This window comes from Kitasatospora sp. NPDC088861 (assembly GCF_044750105.1).
Classification (GTDB): domain Bacteria; phylum Actinomycetota; class Actinomycetes; order Streptomycetales; family Streptomycetaceae; genus Kitasatospora.
Map to the genome: position 1 here is coordinate 83,066 of NZ_JBIVJF010000007.1, position 16,784 is coordinate 99,849.

The 16,784-nt window shown below is 74.9% G+C and carries 12 protein-coding genes; 3 read left to right on the forward strand and 9 right to left on the reverse strand.

All coding sequences use genetic code 11. The features are described 5' to 3' along the window. Positions 1-51: 51 nt before the first annotated feature. The 5 genes from ACIP37_RS15325 to ACIP37_RS15345 all read right to left on the reverse strand — a co-directional run bounded on the left by ACIP37_RS15325 (position 52) and on the right by ACIP37_RS15345 (position 10,107). A complete protein-coding gene (locus ACIP37_RS15325; RefSeq protein WP_363580328.1) occupies positions 52-4,986 on the reverse strand; it encodes a DNA repair ATPase in 4,935 nt (1,644 codons plus the stop codon). Positions 4,987-5,061: 75 nt separating this feature from the next. Then, positions 5,062-7,080: a flotillin family protein gene (locus tag ACIP37_RS15330; RefSeq protein ID WP_363580330.1), complete on the reverse strand. Its 2,019-nt coding sequence runs from the start codon at positions 7,078-7,080 to the stop codon at positions 5,062-5,064. 106 nt (positions 7,081-7,186) lie between these two features. Further along, positions 7,187-7,921 carry a hypothetical protein gene (locus ACIP37_RS15335; RefSeq protein WP_363580332.1) on the reverse strand — a complete coding sequence of 245 codons (735 nt, stop codon included), beginning with the start codon at positions 7,919-7,921 and terminating at the stop codon, positions 7,187-7,189. Between the two features lie 155 nt (positions 7,922-8,076). Further along, on the reverse strand, positions 8,077-9,192 hold the full coding sequence (locus ACIP37_RS15340) for a PucR family transcriptional regulator (RefSeq protein WP_400807389.1): 1,116 nt from the start codon (positions 9,190-9,192) through the stop codon (positions 8,077-8,079). A gap of 99 nt (positions 9,193-9,291) precedes the next feature. Then, on the reverse strand, positions 9,292-10,107 hold the full coding sequence (locus ACIP37_RS15345; protein ID WP_363580336.1) for a GntR family transcriptional regulator: 816 nt from the start codon (positions 10,105-10,107) through the stop codon (positions 9,292-9,294). Between the two features lie 240 nt (positions 10,108-10,347). Between ACIP37_RS15345 and ACIP37_RS15350 the strand changes: the two genes are divergently transcribed. Further along, on the forward strand, positions 10,348-11,115 hold the full coding sequence (locus tag ACIP37_RS15350; protein WP_400807393.1) for a tyrosine-protein phosphatase: 768 nt from the start codon (positions 10,348-10,350) through the stop codon (positions 11,113-11,115). 19 nt (positions 11,116-11,134) lie between these two features. On the opposite strand, the gene ACIP37_RS15355 is transcribed toward ACIP37_RS15350, so the two are convergent. Further along, positions 11,135-11,998, reverse strand: coding sequence for an ABC transporter permease (locus tag ACIP37_RS15355; RefSeq protein ID WP_363627971.1), 864 nt, complete (start codon positions 11,996-11,998; stop codon positions 11,135-11,137). Beyond that, positions 11,995-12,909: an ATP-binding cassette domain-containing protein gene (locus ACIP37_RS15360; protein WP_363580342.1), complete on the reverse strand. Its 915-nt coding sequence runs from the start codon at positions 12,907-12,909 to the stop codon at positions 11,995-11,997. Before ACIP37_RS15360 ends, ACIP37_RS15355 begins: the two co-directional genes overlap by 4 nt. 133 nt (positions 12,910-13,042) lie before the next feature. Here ACIP37_RS15360 and ACIP37_RS15365 point away from each other — a divergent pair, with 133 nt between their 5' ends. Both ACIP37_RS15365 and ACIP37_RS15370 read left to right on the forward strand, forming a co-directional pair. Beyond that, complete coding sequence (locus ACIP37_RS15365; RefSeq protein WP_363627970.1) at positions 13,043-14,218, forward strand: histidine kinase; 1,176 nt, start codon at positions 13,043-13,045, stop codon at positions 14,216-14,218. Continuing rightward, positions 14,215-14,877, forward strand: coding sequence for a response regulator transcription factor (locus ACIP37_RS15370; RefSeq protein ID WP_363580346.1), 663 nt, complete (start codon positions 14,215-14,217; stop codon positions 14,875-14,877). The genes ACIP37_RS15365 and ACIP37_RS15370 overlap by 4 nt, the downstream gene beginning before the upstream one ends. A gap of 176 nt (positions 14,878-15,053) precedes the next feature. Here ACIP37_RS15370 and ACIP37_RS15375 read toward each other — a convergent pair whose 3' ends face one another. Next, positions 15,054-15,632, reverse strand: coding sequence for a hypothetical protein (locus tag ACIP37_RS15375; RefSeq protein ID WP_363580348.1), 579 nt, complete (start codon positions 15,630-15,632; stop codon positions 15,054-15,056). Between the two features lie 130 nt (positions 15,633-15,762). After that, positions 15,763-16,782 (reverse strand): BadF/BadG/BcrA/BcrD ATPase family protein, encoded by a 1,020-nt coding sequence (locus tag ACIP37_RS15380; RefSeq protein ID WP_363580350.1) that lies wholly within the window; start codon positions 16,780-16,782, stop codon positions 15,763-15,765. Between the last annotated feature and the right edge of the window lie 2 nt (positions 16,783-16,784).

Genomic DNA, 16,784 nt, shown 5'->3' on the forward strand with positions numbered 1-16,784 from the left:
GGTCCTCGTTGGCGGCCGACTCCGGTGGATCCGGGTCGGCCGCCGGGCGCGTCACCCCCGCCACGTGCGCTTGAGCTCCTCCCAGCGGGTGGCCTGGGCGGGGGTGAGGCCGCCTCGGAGTTCGGCCAGCTTCAGCAGTTGTGCTTCGGCGTCGGCGCCGAGGGGCTGGGCTTCGGCGCGGTAGTGGTCGGTGAGGAGGGCGTCGAGTTCGGGGCGGGTGAGGGCCGGGTCGAGGCGCTGGGCGAGTTTGGCCATGTTGCGGTAGGAGCCCTGGAGGAGGAACGGGGGTTCGGTGCGGGTGCGGTCGTCCTGGGCGGCGGAGGCCAGGTAGGCCCGGTTGACGGCGAGGACGGTGCCGCGCAGGTGGAGCAGTCCGGCGAGGACGGCGGTCATCCGGTCGGCCTCGGCGGCGGGCCAGGCACCCGCGAGGGTGCCGCCCGGGGTGCCGGTGGCGCGGGCCAGCAGGGTGTCCAGGTCGGCGCGGTCGGCGGTGGCGAGCGGGGCCAGGTGCGGGTTGGCGGGCAGCGCGTTCTCGACGAAGCTGAGCGCGAAGAGGTCCTCGCGCCCGGCGATGACGTCGCCGAGGTTCCAGACGTCGGCGCGGTTGGCGAGCATGTCGGGCAGTCGGAAGAGGCGGCCGGACTCGGTGTACGGGTTGGCGGCCATGACGACGGCGAAGCGCTTGCCGCGCAGGTCCCACTCGCGGGCCTCGCCGTCCCACACCCCGTCGATCCGGCGCTGGGCGTCGCAGAGCGGGATGAAGCGCTGGAGGAGCTCGGGCGAGGTGTGCTGGACGTCGTCGAGGTAGAGCAGCACGTTGTCGCCCGCGTGCAGGGCGAAGTTGAGCTTCTCGATCTCGCGGCGGGAGGTGGCGTCGGGGGCCTCGGCGGGGTCGAGGGAGGTGACCCGGTGGCCGAGCGCGGGGCCGCTGACGGTGACCAGCAGCAGGCCGAGCCGTTCGGCGAGGTACTCGACGAGGGTGGTCTTGCCGTAGCCGGGCGGGGAGACCAGGAGCAGCAGGCCGCTGCGGTCGACCGGTCCGCCGGCGTCGGCGGTGCCGAGCTGTTTGGCGAGGTTGTCGCCGACCAGCGGCAGGTAGACCTGGTCGATGAGCTGGTTGCGGACGAAGCCGTTGAGCGGGGCCGGCCGGTACTGGTCGAGTCGTAGCCGGGTGTGCTCGGCGGCCAGCAGGTCGGCGCGCAGCCGCTGGTAGGCGCGGTGTCCGGGGGCCTCGGTGGCGGCGAACTCGGCGACGCGGGTCAGGAGTTCGTCGAGGCGAAGGTCGAGCGCGCCGCCCGGGAGCCGGGGGTGGTCGCCGAGCAGTCCGGTGAGGCGGGTGGTGGCGGCGCCTTCGGCGGGTCGGCGTGGCAGGGACGGGCAGAGGAGCGCGGCGGCGGCCTCGGCGAGGTCTCCGGGGTGGGCGTCGACGGCGCTCGACTCCAGCCAGGCCTGGGCGAGTTGGCGCCTGGCGGGCAGCAGGGCGGGTTCGGCGGGCAGTGCGGCCAGCGCTTCGGTGAGGCCGACGGATTCGGGTGCGGCGTGGAACTTGTCGAGCAGCGCGGCGGCCCCCGGCGCGTACGCGAACGTGGGTGTGGCGGCGGCGAGTTCGGCCACCAGGTACGGGCCGGCGGGCTGCGGGTGCGAGGTGAACTCCGTGACGGCGGAGCTCAGTTCGTCGGACAGGACGGAAAGCGCGGCCAGGGCCGCGGGTGCGGCCGGGGCCGGCGCGGTGGGGTCCGGCGCGGTCGGGTCCGATGCTGTCGGGTTCGGAGCGGTCGGGCCCGGCGCGGTCGGGTCCGGTGCGGCGACGAAGGCCTGCCGGGCGAGGGTGAGGGCGAGGGCGAGCGAGCGGGCCCGGGTGTGCCAGACCAGTCGCTGCCGCTCGTCGGCGCCGTGCGCCCAGTACAGCTGCGCGGCCGCCCGGGCGGCCGCCGGGTGGCGCAACAGGCCTGCCTCGGCGTGGAGTTCGAGCAGGGCGCGGAGCAGTAGCGCCGTGTCGTGGTCGTGGACGCCGCGCTGGTAGCCCTCGTCCGGGCGCTGTTCGGCGGCGCGGCGGACGAACTCCAGCAGGTCGTCCTCGGTGCGCAGGGTGTCGCGCAGGGCGTCCAGCCCGTCCGGTTCGGCGGCCAGTAGCAGGCTGGCGGCGAGGTATTCGGACCGGTAGAGCGCGGGGGTCTCGGAGGGCAGCGGCCGGCCCCAGTAGCGCTCGGTGGCGGCGAACGCCGGGTCGGTGACGGGGGAGCGGTAGTCGGTGCCGGTGAGGGTGAAGGCGGGGCGGCCGCGCCAGGGGACGAGGGTGAGTTCGGGCCGCTGGGTGGTGACGGCGAACAGGTGGCGGCCCAGCCGCAGGGTGCCGGGGCCGTCGCCGGCGAGTTCGGCGCGGTCGCGCCGGGCCCGGTGGGCGCGGCTGCGGGCGGCGCGCAGCCGTCCGGTCAGCTCCTCGGCCCGGACCCGGTCGCCGAGCGAGGTCAACTGGGCGGCGAGGTCGCGGAGTTTGACGGCGGTCGGGTCAGCGGCGAGGGCGGCGTCGATCTCGGCCGCGGTGTCGAGGGCGGTGAGCCGCCGGTGCAGGGTGTCGAGGATGCGTTCGGCGGAGGCGGCGATCCGGTCGGCGCGGCGGGCCCGTTCCTCCAGCAGGTGCTGGCGGCGGGCGGTGAGGGCGTCGTGGATTCCGGTGCGCCGGTCGGCGAGTTGTTCGCCCAGCGCCGGGTCGGCGTCGGCGAAGCGGGTCTCCAACTGTTCGATCCGCAGCAGGAGTCGGCCGAGCTGGTCGTCGCAGGCCTCGGGGGTGTCGGCGGCGGCGAGCGCGGCGGTGGTGGCCTGGGCGAGCAGGGCGGTTTCGGCGGCGAACTCGGCGGCGGCCTCGCGGGTGCGCAGGTCGCGGCGGCGGACGGTGAGGGCGGCGCGGGCGCGGTTGAGCAGCCCGAGGACGTCGGCGAGCCGGTCGAGGATGGCGGTGCGGGTGGTGGCGTCGGCCAGGTCGAGGGTGCCTACGAGCTCCGAGACGGTCTGCAACGCCTCACTCTGCTCGGAGATCTGGAGACCCAGCGGCTCGGCTTCGGCGGCGGTGGCGAGGGCGGCGCAGCGGTCGGCGAGTTCGCCTGCGCGCCGGCGGTGCGGGGCGAAGGCCTCGGGTTCGGCGAGGTGTCCGACGGCTCGGGCGGCGGCCTCGGTCAGGCCGTCGGCGAGGTGGGCGGCGAGCGCGTCGATCCGGGCGGGGTCGGCGCGCGGCAGGTCGCGCAGCGCCTCGATCCGACCCTGGGCGCGGCGCAGCCCGGCGAGCCGGTCGACCCATTCGGCGGCGTCGGCGAGGGTCTCGCCGCGGGCGGTGCGCAGCAGGCCTTCGACGTGCTCGGTGGCCTGTTCGGTCTGCCGGGCGGCGTGCGCGGTGAGTTCGGCGACGGCCTCGTACTCGGCGATGACCTGCCGGGCGGTGTCGCGGATCTCGGCGAGCGGGGCGGCGAGGTCGCCGAGGCCGGGCTGGCCCAGCCAGTGGTGCCGGTCGGCGGTGCGGGTGCAGGCGGCGAGGACGGCCTGGTGGCCGGCCGGGGTGTCGGCGCCGGCGGCGGCGAGCCGGGCCAGGGAGAGGCAGTCGGCGAGGCCGCGGACGAGGTCGGCGTTGCCGATCCGGGCGAGCGGGCCGGTGCCGGGCGGCTGCGCGGCCGCGTGGCGCTCGCTGGTGAACGGGGTCTGCCACAGCTGGACGGGGTGCAGCCGGGTGGGCCCGTCCTCGGCCGGGCGGAGGGCGATCAGGGTGCCGTCGGCGAGCAGCGCGTAGCCCTGGCAGGGCAGCGGGGCGGCGGCCTCCTGGCGGACGCTGTTGTACGGCTGGAGCAGGGCGCGGCCGTCGGCGGGGGAGCGGAACTCGTACAGCACGTCCTCACCGTTGGGCGAGACGAGGGTGCGCTCGTAGGCCAGGCCGTCCACCGGCTGGTCGTAGCTGCGCACGGTGCCGTCGGCGAGGTGGCAGCCGCCGGGGAAGGCCACGCCCTGGTCGGCGGGCAGCCGCAGGCAGGCCTGGCCGAGTGCGTCGATCCGGGTGACCCGGCCGGTGGGCAGGTGGCAGACCAGGTGCCGGACGGTCTCCTCCTGGTACGGGCGCACGCGCACCAGCAGCAGGGTGCCGAGCCGGGCGTGGGCGATCTGGGCGTCGGCGAGGGTCTGCAGGGCCTCGGCGAGGGGTTCGCGGTGCAGCTCGCGGCCGTCGGGGGCGGTGACGGTCAACCGGCCGCCGTCGATGCCGAGCCGGAGTTCGCCGCCGAGGTCGGCGCGCGGTGGGCTGCCGGGGGCGGCGGGCAGCTGGTCGTCCCGGGTGAGGGTGGTCCAGGCGAGCTGCTGGCCGTCGGCGGCGGTGTGGTCGCGTTCGCCGCGCCCGTCCTGGTAGGCGGGGTGCCCGTCGTCGGCGAGGTCGTCGACGGGGCGCCAGCGCAGCACCCGGACGTCGGCGGCGGCGGGGCCGGTGCGGAAGACGGCGAGCAGGCGGCCGCTGACGGGGCGCAGCCGTTCCAGTCGGGCGTCGCGGAAGTAGCGGTGCAGGTCGGCGAGGTCCTGGCGCAGGCGCGGGTCGTCCAGCAGCGTGCCCTCGGTGGGGGCGGGGGTGAGGTCGGGGTGGTGGACGCTCAGGACCTCGCCGAGCGGCCCGGCACCCGGGGAGCCCTCGGACGGGGCGCCGGCGGAAACGGAGCCGGAGGCGGAGATGGTGGCGGAGACGGTGGAAGCGGAGGCGGCGGTGTCGGGCGCGCTGCCCGGGCGGGTGCCGAGCAGCAGCAGCCCACCGGCGGCGGTGAGGTCCTGCGGGAGGCAGGCCCGGCCGGTGGTGAGCCGGCCGGTGCCGACCAGCCGCAGCTCCCCGCCGCCGAACTCCTCGACCCGGCGGGCGTTCAACGCCTGCGCGCGGTCGGCGAGTTCGGCGGCGGACCGGGCGAGTCGGCCGCGCAGGACCTCATAGGTGCCGGCGTCGAGCCGGGCGGCGAGGGCGTCCACCACGTCAGTTCCTCAACTACTCGGTTTCTCGACTGCTCAGGAGATCGGGTACTCAGGCGACTCAGGCGACTCAGGCGCTCACTTGGAGCCGTTGACCGACGCCAGCGCCCCGATCGACGTCTCGGCGATCCCCAACTTCTGCGCTGAGGTGAGCAGTTGCCGCAACTGCCCGGCCTGCTCGCCGCCTCCGGCGCCGATCATCCGCATCAGCAGCGCGGACACCGTCAGGTTCTGCACGTCCGCCGTGGACACCGAGGACAGCACCCGGGTGAGGTCCTCGGTGAAGCTGGCACTGCCGTCGAGCCAGGGCCCGGCCAGGGCCTGGGCGGTCTGCGAGTGCCCGACGAAGGCGTCGACGCTCTTGGCGGCCGTCACCGACTGCACCAGGCGGTCGAAGAACACCCCGTCCCCGCCGACGATGTCGATCTTCGCCTTCTCCAGCCCGGCCGCGACCAGCGCGGCCTGCGCCTCGGCGATCTGCCGCTGGGTGTCCAGCCCGGCCAGCCGGACGTCCTTCTCGGCGGCCAGCCGCAGCCGGTACTCCTCGTGCCCGCGCGAGGCCTCGTCCAGCTTCGCCATCGCCGCGGCCTTCTCGGTGAGGCCCTCGGCCTCGGCCTTCAGCTTGGCGCCGATCTCCAGCGCGGCGGCCTTCGCCTTCTCGGCCTGGACGGCGGCCTCGGCGCGGCCGACCTTCTCCACCGCCGCGGCCTCCTGCTCGCGCACCTGCACCTGGGCCAGCCCCTCGGCGGCGGCCTCCGCCCGGATGCCCTCGGCCATCCGGATCTTGGCGGTGGCGTCCAGTTCGGCGGCCTGCTGGCGGGCCTCGGCCAGCACCAGCGACTCGCGGGCCTTGTGCGAGGCGGCCTGCTCGGCGGCCTCGGCGGCCTTGATGTCCTTGACGAGCTTCTCCTGCGCCTGCGCCTCGGCCTGGATGATCACCGCGCGGCGGGTGCGCTCGGCGTCCTCGGTGGCGCGCAGCGTCTTGACGGCCTCCTCCTGCTCGGCGACGGTCCGCTCCACCGCCACCCGCTCGCGGACCACGTCGGCGACCTCCCGCCGGCGGGACTCGACCTCCTTCTGCTTGGCCATGGTGGCGAGTTCGGTCTCCCGGTCGCGGCCGATGACCTCCAGCAGACGGTCCTTCTCGATCCGCTCGTTCTCCACCGCGATCACCCGCTCGCGGTTCTTCTGCGCCACCGCGACCTCGCGGGCCTGGTTCTCGCGCTGCACGCCGAGCAGTTCCTCGGTCCGGAGGAAGGCGGTCTGGGCGTTCAGCCGCTCCTCCTCCTGGACCCGGGCGATCACCGCGTCCTCCGTGGCCCGCAGGGTCTCGATCTCGCGGCGCTGGCGGATCTCGGCGTCGGCCTGGCGGCGCTGGAGTTCGAGGACGGCCTCCCGGGCGTCCACGTTCTGCCGGGTGATCTCCTTCTCCTCGGTGCGCTGGTACTCGTTGGTGCGCACGTGCTCGATCGCCGTCAGCTCGGTGATCTTGCGGATGCCCTGGGCGTCGAGGATGTTGTCGGAGTCCAGCTGGTTCATCGGGGTCTGTTCGAGGTGGTCGATGGCCGCGTCCTCAAGGGTGTAGCCGTTGAGGTCGGTGCCGATGACCGCGATGATCTGGTCCCGGAACTCGTGCCGGTGCGTGTAGAGGTCGGTGAAGTCGAGCTGCTTGCCGACGGTCTTCAGCGCCTCGGCGAACTTGGCCGCGAAGAACTCCTGGATCGCGGACGGGTCGCTGGCGCGGGCGGTGCCGATGGCCTGCGCGACCTTGATGACGTCCTCGACGGTCTTGTTCACCCGCACGAAGAAGGAGATCCGGATGTCCGCCCGGATGTTGTCCCGGCAGATCAGCCCGTCCCGGCCGGCGCGGTGGATCTCCACCGTCTTCACCGAGATGTCCATCAACTCGGCCTTGTGCAGCACCGGGAGGACGATCGCGCCGGTGAAGGTGACGTCCACCTTCTTGGTGCGGGAGACGATCAGCGCCTTGCCCTGCTCGACCTTCTGGAACAAGCGGCCCACGAACAGCAGCATGGCGAGCACGATGAGCAGTACGACGGCGACGAGAATGCCGAAACCCACGGCGATGGTGTCCATCACGGAGTCCTTTGACGAGATGACGAGATGGTGCGAAGTCGAGCGGACGAAAGCGGAACGAGCGAGACAAACGGGGTGAAAGAGGGTAAGGGGACGCCCGGGGGAGTCAGCCGCCCGGTAGCGCCGGGTCGAACGGCGCCACCAGGAAGTGCTCGCCGTCGGCGTCGTAGTCGAAGATCAGGGCGGTGCGGCCGGCCGCCAGCCCGGGCTCCTCGGTGAGCGTGCGGACCTGGACGGTCGCGGTGGAGCCGTCCTCGGCGGTGACCTCCGCCTGCCCGAAGTCGGCCGTCACCCGGCCGGTGCGGATCACGCAGACGCGGCCGACGAAGTCCCCCCTGGTCGCCGGACGGTCCTCGGGGAACAGCCGGGACAGCGGCCGGACCAGCAGCCGGGTGCCCGCCCAGGAGGCGACCAGCGCGACGGCGAACACGCCGCCGCGCGCCGGTGCCCCCGAGGTGAGGACGGTGCCGGCCAGGCTGACGAACCAGGCGAGCGCGACCAGCAGCGACACCGCCACCGTCACGGGCACCCCGCCCAGCCCCAGCGCGCCCAGCACGCCTCCGTGGTGGTGGGCGCCCCCGCCGTCGGCGCCGTGCCCGTCCTGGGCCCCGTGTCCCCCGTGCCCCCCGTGGGTCGCGTGCCCCCCGGCACCGTGGCCCAGGTCGCCCGCGTGACCGGCATGGCCGACGTGACCGGCATGCCCGACGCCGTGTCCCCCGTGCAGGGCGTCGAACCCCAGGCCGCCGACCAGCATCAGCAGCCAGTACCCGACCACCACCACCAGCGCGAAGCTGAACAGCGCCGTCGGAAAAGCCAGCGCGGCCGCGACGAATCCCCCCATCCCGGCCACGCTCCCCCGCTGTTCCCACGGCACCGCACCTCGGCGCCATGGAGATCGTGACAGCGGAGGGGTCGTTCGCACATTGCCAGGATCCGGCAATCTTTACGGCCCTTTGACACCCTGGAACGCACCGCCCGGGGGCGTTTGGCCGGCGCCTACAGCGGCTGCTCCGGCCAGTTCAGCAACCGGGCCCCCATCGCCGCCGTCTCCAGGGTGAACCGTTGCAGGGCGTCCGACGGGTCGTAGCCGGTCAGCGCCTTGATCCGCTCCAGCCGGTAGCCGAGCGTGCGCACGCTCAGCCCCAGCCGCCGGGCCGCCTCCGCGTTCACGTACGCGGCCTCCGCCTGCACCGCGATGGTGTCCAGCAGGGGGCGGGCACCGCCGCGCGCCTCGGTCAGCGGGCCCAGCACGCTGCGCACCAGGTCGGCCATCGCCGCCCGGTCGCGCATCAGCACGGGGAAGACCAGCAGTTCCTCGGCCTTCAGCTGCCGCGCCGGCAGGTCCAGCCGGTCCGCGTAGTCCAGCGCGCCCAGCGCCTCCTCGTAGCTGCGCAGCACCCCGCTGGCCCCCGAGTGCCGGCGCCCGGTGGCCACCCGCAGCACCGGGCGGTAGCCGGGGCCGGGACGCAGCGCCAGGTCGGCGAAGGCCTCCAGGAGGGCGCGTTCGGTGTCCGGGGCGATGCACACCAGCCGGCCGTCCTTGCCGGCGAGCAGGACGTCCCGCTCGCCGAACCGCCCGACCAGCTCCCGTTCCACCCGGTGCACCAGCGGGTGGACGTCCGCGTACGGCGTGTCGCCGACGGCCACCGCCACCGCGTACGCGCCCGCCAGCCGCAGCCCGAACCGCTCGGCGCGCTCCGCCAGCAGGCCCAGGTCGCTGCGGCCGTACAGCAGGTCGTCGATGAACTCGCGCCGCGCGGACTCCTGTTGGCGCACGGCCATGCGCTGCGCGCGCTCGTGTCCCTCGCCGAGCGCCGCCAGTGCGGCCTCGGTCGCCGCGAGCACGGCGTCGCCGATCCGGCGCAGTTCCCCGACGCCGCCCGCCGCCGTGATGCCCGGCAGCACCTGCCAGGCCCGCCGGGTGGCCGCCAGGCAGTGCGCGACGACGTCGCGCAGCCCGTACCCGGCCTCGGCGCAGTGCTCGCCCAGCGTGCGCAGGCACTCCAGTTCGTCCCGGCGCAGCAGCCTCCCGGTGCGGGAGGCGTCGGCGAGCAGCCCGAGGTAGACCTCGGCGAGTTCGGTGGGTATGTCGTGCTCGGTCCCCTCGGACACCGCGGTACTCCGCCCCCCGTGACGCGTGATGATCCGGCGCGGAACTTTAGCAGGATCGATACGACGCCGAACGGTGCGGGGTGGGCGGCTGACCTGGCGCTATCGCGGGCCGGGCGGAGGTCCGGGCGGCAGGTCGGCCGCAGGGTCGGCAGGCGGCTCCGGCCGGGGCTCGCGGAAGTTCAGGACGAAGCGCGCGCTGCTGCCGTCGATCCGCCGCCGGACGTACAGCGCCGGGGCGCCGTCCGGGGTGCAGCTGACCCCCTCGCGGACCAGCAGCGGGGTGCCCGGCGGGACGCCCAGCAGCTCGGCGTCGGCCAGGTCCGCGCCGATCGCGCCGAACGCCCGCCAGTCGTACTCCAGCTCCACCCCGGCCGCGCGGGCCAGGTCCAGCACCAGGTTCCCGGGCCGGCCGGGCCGCACCAGGGCGTCCGGCAGCGGGCCGAACGGCACCCAGTAGCTGCACACGGCCCGGGCCCGCCCGCCGAGTCGGATCACCGTGTCCACCCGGGACAGCTCGGCCGGCGCCCGGCCCAGTTGCCGGGCCGCCTCCTCGTCCTCCGCCGACCCGGCCACCGGCGGGGTGCCCAGCACGAACTCGCCGTCGCCGGTGTCGGGGAGCGCGGCGTGCACGCTGCCCAGGTCGAAGCGCTGGCTGCGCGGGTCCACCGCGATCGAGACGCGGACGGCCGGCGGGCGGACGAACGTGCCCACGCCCCGCCGGATCTCCACCACGGCGGCCCGCTCCAGCTCCGCCACCGCCTGCCGGACGGTCAGCCGGTTCACCCCGAACTCGGCGCTCAGCTCGGGCTCGCTCGGCAGCCGGGCGCCCGCCGGGTACGCGCCGGCGTCGATCCGTTCCTGGAGCCGCCGGGCCAGCCGTCGGTAGAGCGGGGTGTTGGGAGGGTTCGTCGCCACATGCCCGATCCTACGAACCCCGAGCCCGCCGCCGCCCGCAGCCCGCCCACGGCCGGGCCCGCCGCCCGCCCGCCCCGTCTCCTCTCTCCGGTCGACGGGACCGGTCGGCGGGGGTGGGATGGAGGGGTGCGGGCGACCGTGGTTTGCCCCGCACCCCGGGGAGGGACTAGACATCTAGATGTCTTGATGCACGTCTGGATGTCCGGCCCCTCCCCACGGCCCCACCGAAAGGCCCCGCGCATGTCCCTGGTCAACTTCCGCGACTCCGCCGTCCTCGGCGACCCCGAGGGCCGGCGGATCCGCCCCGGCGTGCTGTACCGCTCCGCCCAGCCGTTCCCGGCCGCCGACGAGGCGACCGTCGCCCAGCTGCGCGCCTGCGACATCCGCACCATCGTCGACCTGCGCGACACCCGTGAGACCGACCCCGCCGACTGGGCCGCCGCCGGGGCCGCCGGAATAGCCGTCGTCGCCGCCCCGGTGAACCCCACCGGCGACGGCCTCGCCGCCCGGATGCGCACCATGGCCACCGCCGCCGACCTCGGCGACTACTACGTGCTGCTGGCCGAGTCCGCGCCCGAGGCCGTCACCGCCGCCGTCGAGGCCGCCGCCCGCCCGGGCGCCGTCCTCCTGCACTGTGCCGCCGGCAAGGACCGCACCGGCCTGCTGACCGCCCTGCTGCTGGACCTCCTCGGCGTGCCCGCCGAGCGGATCGTCGCCGACTACGCCCGCACCGCCGACGCCCTGCCGCAGATCTTCGCCGGCCTCTCCGAGCGCCACCGCACCGCGCTCAACGCCCGCGGCGCCCGGGTCACCGACTCCGAGGGCCGCGAACTCACCATCCCCGCCCCGCTCCTCGACGCCCCGGCGGAGGCCATGGCCGTCTTCCTCGACCGCGTCCGCACCCGCCACGGCGGCGCCGAGGCCTTCCTCCCGGCCTGCGGCGTCCCCGCCGCCACCCTCGGCGCCTTCCGCGCCAAGGCGGCCGCCGCGGCGGCCTCGGCCGTCTGACACCCGGCTTCCGTCCGGCTCAGACGTCCCGCCGCCGCATCAGGACCACCGTCGCCGCCAGCGCGACGGCCGCCCAGGCGCCCAGGGTGATCCAGGAGTCGAGCACGCTCGGCGCGTACTTGCCCATCGTCGTCGAGGAGTTGGGGTTGATCGTCAGCCTCCCCTCGGCGGCGAGCGGCAGGTGGTTGCCGATCTCCTTCAGCCAGCGGTAGCGGTCGCCGCCGAACAGCATCGGCACGATGAACAGCAGCATGACCAGCGAGACGATCGAAGCGGTGGCGTGCCGCAGCAGGGCACCGAGGGCCATCCCGATCAGCGCGCAGACGGGCACGATCGCCGCGTAGCCGAGGACGGCCCGCAGGCAACCCTCGTCGGTGATGGAGAGCCCGACGTGCCGGGAGGCCAGCATGGCGTTGCTGCCGAAGAAGGACACCGCGGACACCACCGCCCCGGCGAGCGAGGTGAGGCCGGCGACCAGCACCACCTTGGCCACGGCCACGCCCCGCCGGTCGGGCACCGCGGCGAAGGTGGTGCGGATCATGCCGGTGGTGTACTCGCCGAACACGGTGATCGCGCCGAGGCTGCCGGCCGCGACGGCCATCAGGGCGCCGGAGATGCTGCTGAGGCCGTGGAAGAGCGGGTCGTACCGGTACGGCGGGAAGCCGGGCACCGGCGGGCGGGGGTGGTCGATGTAGGTGAGGTCGGTGTGGACGGCGTTCAGGTTGACCACGATCGCGGCCAGCGAGGCGAGCGCCAGCACCCAGTACGTGGACCGCAGCGAGCGCAGTTTGATCCACTCGGCGGCGAGCAGGTCGCCGAACCGGGGCCGCGGTTCGGCCGGGCGGGTGCGGGGGCGGGCGGGGGCGAGGGCGGCGGTACTCATCGGGCATCTCCTGCCGGGTATTCGACGCTGTCGGCGGTCAGGGACATGAACGCCGACTCCAGGGACGAGGTGCGGGTGGCGAGCTCGTGCAGCACCAGGCCGTGCCGCAGGGCGAGTTCGCCGATCCGGGCCGCGGGCAGCCCGGTCACCACCGCTCCGTCCGGCTCCTGCGCCTGCCGTACGGCCGCCCCTTCGGTCCGCAACACCTCGGCGAGCGAAGGCAGTTCGGGCGTCCGGACGGCCACGCTGGTGACGGCGTTGCGGGCGGAGAACTCCGCCAGGCTCTCGTCCGCGATCAGCCGGCCCCGGCCAATCACCACCAGCCGGTCGGCGGTGTGCTCCATCTCGGCCATCATGTGGCTGGAGACGAAGACCGTCCGCCCCTCCTCGGCGAGGCGGCGGAACAGGCCGCGCACCCACAGCACGCCCTCCGGGTCGAGGCCGTTGAGCGGCTCGTCGAACAGCAGCACCGGCGGGTCGCCGAGCAGCGCGCCGGCGATGCCGAGCCGCTGCTTCATGCCCAGCGAGTAGCCGCCGATCCGGCGCCCGGCGGCCTTGCCGAGGCCTACCTCGGCGAGCACCTCGTCCACCCGCCGGAGCGGGATGCGGTTGCCGCGGGCGAGCGCCGACAGGTGGGCCCGGGCGCTGCGCCCGCCGTGCACGTCCTGGGCGTCCAGCAGGGCGCCGACGTGGCGCAGTCCGCGCGGCCGGTCCGCGAAGGGCGCGCCGTCCACGGTGACGGACCCCTCGGTCGGGGTGTGCAGCCCCAGGATCATCCGCAGCGTGGTGGACTTGCCGGCGCCGTTGGGGCCGAGGAAGCCGGTGACGGTGCCCGGCCGGACGGTGAAGGTCAACTGGTCGACGGCCGTGGTGGCGCCGTACCGCTTGGTCAGTCGCTCGATCTCGATCACGGGGACAACGGTGCCGTCCGAGGCCCCGGCTGGGCATCGGGCCGCGGGCCACAACGCCGGCCGCCGCACTGGCCCGGGGGATTACGCCCTCGGGCCGATGTGCCGCCGCGCGGGCCGCCGCTACCATCGGGCGATGATCACCAACCCTCGTCCGCCCCTGCTCAGGCGCCTGCCGCCGGGCGTCTGGGTGGCGGCGTTCTGGGTGGCCGTCATCACGTTCCGAGGCTTCCAGCGGAGCGACGAGCTGGCCCACCTGTTCCGCTACAACGGCAACTTCGAGGACATGCCGTTGCTGGTCACCGCGGTGGTCACGGTCCTGATGGCGTCGCTGCTGGTCCGGCTGCCGCTGCTGGCGGTGGCGATCCCGCTGGCGGCGTGCGTCTTCACGATCGGCATGCGGATCCAGGAGACGGCCGTGGTGCAACTGCTGCTCGCCGAGGTGGCGATCGGCTACTGCACGGCCACCCGCTCCCGGGCCGTGTCGCTGTGCGCCGCCGCGATGCCGGTCGCCATGGTGGCCGTCCTGGCGGTCTGGCGGGTGGCGAACGACTACCACACCGACTTCGTCGCCCAGGCCGCGTTCGCCTCGACCGCCGCGATCGCCTGGCTGGTCGGCAACACCGTCCGGCAGAACCGCGTGCACGCCGAGGCCCTGCGCAGCCGCGCCACCGAGCAGGCGATCACCGCCGAACGGCTGCGGATCGCCCGCGAGTTGCACGACATGGTCGCCCACAGCATCGGCATCATCGCGATCCAGGCCGGGATGGGCAGCCGGGTCATGGACACCCAGCCCGCCGAGACCCGCAACGCGCTGAACGCCATCGAGGCGACCAGCCGGGAGACCCTGGCCGGGCTGCGCCGGATGCTCGGCGCGCTGCGCCAGGGCGAACCGGAGTCCGCGCCGATGGAGGTCGCCCCGGGGCTGGGCGAGCTGGACCGGCTGGTCGAGCAGACGGCCGGCGCGGGCGTGCGGGTCGCGCTCACCCGCCTCGGCGAGCCCCGCCCGCTGCCGCCCGAGGTGGACCTCGCCGCCTACCGCATTGTGCAGGAGGCGGTCACCAACGTGGTCAGGCACTCCGGCACCCGGGACTGCCGGGTCACCGTCGACTACGGCCCCGAGGAGGTCGCCGTCACCGTCGTCGACCTCGGCGCCGGAGTTGCCGGGCCGTCCGCCGGCTCCGGTTACGGCATCGCCGGCATGCGCGAGCGGGTCGGCCTGCTGCACGGCGAGTTCAGCGCCGGCCCGCGCCCCGCGGGCGGCTTCCAGGTCGCCGCCCGACTGCCGCTCCCCGTGGAGGTCTCCCCGTGATCCGTGTCGTCCTGGTCGACGACCAGCCGCTCATCCGCACCGGTCTGCGCGTGCTCATCGCCGACACCCCGGACCTGGAGGTCGTCGGCGAGGCCGGCAACGGCGCCGAGGCGGTGGAACTGGTCGGCCGGCTGCGCCCCGACGTCGCCGTGATGGACATCCGGATGCCCGGCATGGACGGCATCGAGGCCACCCGCCGGATCACCGCCGACCCCGACCTGCCCACCCACGTCCTCGTCCTCACCACCTTCGACGACGACGACTACGTGTACGGCGCGCTGCGGGCCGGGGCGGCCGGCTTCCTGGTCAAGGACCTCGCCCTGGAGACCATCCTCGACGGCGTCCGGGTGGTCGCCGCCGGGGACGCCCTGATCGCGCCGAGCATTACCCGCCGGTTGATCGGCGAGTTCGCCGCCCGCCCGCAGCCCGCCGCCGCCCGGTCCGGCCGGGCGACGGTCGACGGGATCACCGACCGTGAGCGCGAGGTGCTGACGCTGGTCGGCCGCGGGCTGTCCAACGGCGAGATCGCCGAGGAGCTGACCATCAGCGTGGCCACCGCCAAGGCGCACGTGGCCCGGCTGTTCACCAAGCTGGACGCCCGGGACCGGGTCCACCTGGTCATCCAGGCTTACGAGTTCGGCCTCGTCGCCCCGTCCTGAACCGGTCCTGAACCGGTCCTGAACCGGTCCTGAGCCGGTCCTGAGCCGGTCCTGAGCCGGTCCTGAACCGGTCCCGAACCGGTCCCGAGCCGGTCCTGAGCCGATCTTGAGTCAGTTCCGAGCCGGTCCCGAGCCGATCCTGACCCGGTCCCGAGCCCAGCCGGTCCACGGCGGGATCACGGTTCGACCAGCTCCCCGATCCGCATGATCCGCCCGTGCGAGTCCAGCACCACGTCGTACACGTTGCCGTAGCACCCGTACGGCGCGTCGTCGGGTTCGTGCTCGGCCAGGCAGTCCTCCAGGTGCCCGAGCACGTCCTCCAGCCGGACGGTTCTGGTCGGGTCGCCGTGCGGGCGGTCGACGAGCGTGGCCTCGACCCCGGCGGTCGCGAAGCCGTAGCGGGCCGGCGTCCCCGTCCCCTCGTAGCGGGCCTCGTCGCAGGAGTAGCGGGCGGGCTGGGCGGTGACGTCGCCGTCCTCGGTGGCGAGGACCACGAGGACGGTGTGTCCGGGGCGTTCGGTCGGGGTCGGGGTGGCGCAGTCGGCGGTGGGGACGGGGGAGGTGTCCATGCTGGGCTCGGGGTCGGCGAGGTCGTCGTCCAGCAGGTCGTCCTCGTCGTCGTACGCCCCGTCGGCGGCGGCCGCAGCGGAGGCGGCGGCGACGGTGGGCGCGGAGTCGGCGGGAGTGCAGGCGGCGAGGGCGGCTGCGGCGGTGCAGCAGAGCAGCGCGGCGAGGAGGGTTCGGGGCACGGCCATGGCACTAGTCTCCCCGGACAGCGGCGGAACTCGTCACGCAGGTACACGACTGGTGCACGGGCTGTGGTTCCCGCCGCCGCCGGATGTGCGGATCCGGCGGCGGCGGGAGTCTTGAGGGGCGGCGTAACGGTCAGGCGGCGACGGGCCGTTGCGCCTCGTACGCCTCGCGCAGCCGGGCCTGGGCCTCGGGGCCCGCCCCGAGGTGGTCGAGTCCGAGCAGCGCCGCGCCCAGGACGGGCGGCGCGACGACGACCCGCGGTTCGGCGAGCGGCGCGGCCTCGGCCAGACGGGCGGTCAGGTTGTCGAGCAGCAGCGGCTGCCGGGAGGAGATCACGCCGCCGCCGAGCACCAGCGGGGTCCGCGTTTCGAGCAGTTCCAGCCGCCGCAGGGCGACGACGGCGAGCCGGACGATCTCGTCGGCCTGGCGGTCGATCAGCCCCAGGGCGACCTCGTCGCCCTGCTCCGCGACGGCGAACAGCACTCGGACGATCTCGTGCAGCCGGCTGGTCGGCAGGTGCCCGAGGTGGACGGCCTCGGCGACGGCGCCGGCGCTGGGCAGGCCGAAGTGCTCGGCGATGGCGCGGGAGAGCCCGGTGGGGCCGCCGCGGCCGTCCTCGTGGCGGACGGCGTGCCACATGCTGGTGACGGCCAGGCCCCCGCCGCCGCCCCAGTCGCCGGTGAGCTCGCCGAGGGCGGGGAAGCGGGCGGTGCGGCCGTCGGGCAGCAGGCCCACGCAGTTGATGCCGGCGCCGCAGACGACGGCGACGCCGCGCGGGCCGTCGGTGCCGGCCCGCAGCAGGCCGAAGGTGTCGTTGACGACGGTGTTGCTGGCGCCCCAGGGGTGGGATTCCAGCGCGGCGCGCAGGGCCTCCTCCTCGACGGGCAGGTCGGCGTTGGCCAGGCAGGCGCTGACGTGGCTGGTGAGGACGCCGCTCCAGGCGGGGTGGCCGGCCGCGGCGGCGGCCTGCTCGACGAGCGGGGCGAGGCCGGCGACGGCGGCGGCGCCGCCGATCTTCTGGGGTGCGAAGCCGCCGCCGCGGGCGGTGCCGTGGACGGTGCCGTCGGCGCCGATCAGGGCGACGTCGGTCTTGGAGTTGCCGGCGTCGATGGCGAGGACGCCGGGCAGGATCGGTTCGGGCTGGTGGGTCATCA

What these genes read in the sequence shown, in the direction of transcription:
- ACIP37_RS15330 (WP_363580330.1), bottom strand. Translation starts at nt 7,080, where the DNA reads ATGGACACCATCGCCGTGGGTTTCGGCATTCTCGTCGCCGTCGTACTG.
- ACIP37_RS15335 (WP_363580332.1), bottom strand. Translation starts at nt 7,921, where the DNA reads ATGGGGGGATTCGTCGCGGCCGCGCTGGCTTTTCCGACGGCGCTGTTC.
- ACIP37_RS15350 (WP_400807393.1), top strand. Translation starts at nt 10,348, where the DNA reads ATGTCCCTGGTCAACTTCCGCGACTCCGCCGTCCTCGGCGACCCCGAG.
- ACIP37_RS15355 (WP_363627971.1), bottom strand. Translation starts at nt 11,998, where the DNA reads ATGAGTACCGCCGCCCTCGCCCCCGCCCGCCCCCGCACCCGCCCGGCC.
- ACIP37_RS15365 (WP_363627970.1), top strand. Translation starts at nt 13,043, where the DNA reads ATGATCACCAACCCTCGTCCGCCCCTGCTCAGGCGCCTGCCGCCGGGC.
- ACIP37_RS15375 (WP_363580348.1), bottom strand. Translation starts at nt 15,632, where the DNA reads ATGGCCGTGCCCCGAACCCTCCTCGCCGCGCTGCTCTGCTGCACCGCC.
- ACIP37_RS15380 (WP_363580350.1), bottom strand. Translation starts at nt 16,782, where the DNA reads ATGACCCACCAGCCCGAACCGATCCTGCCCGGCGTCCTCGCCATCGAC.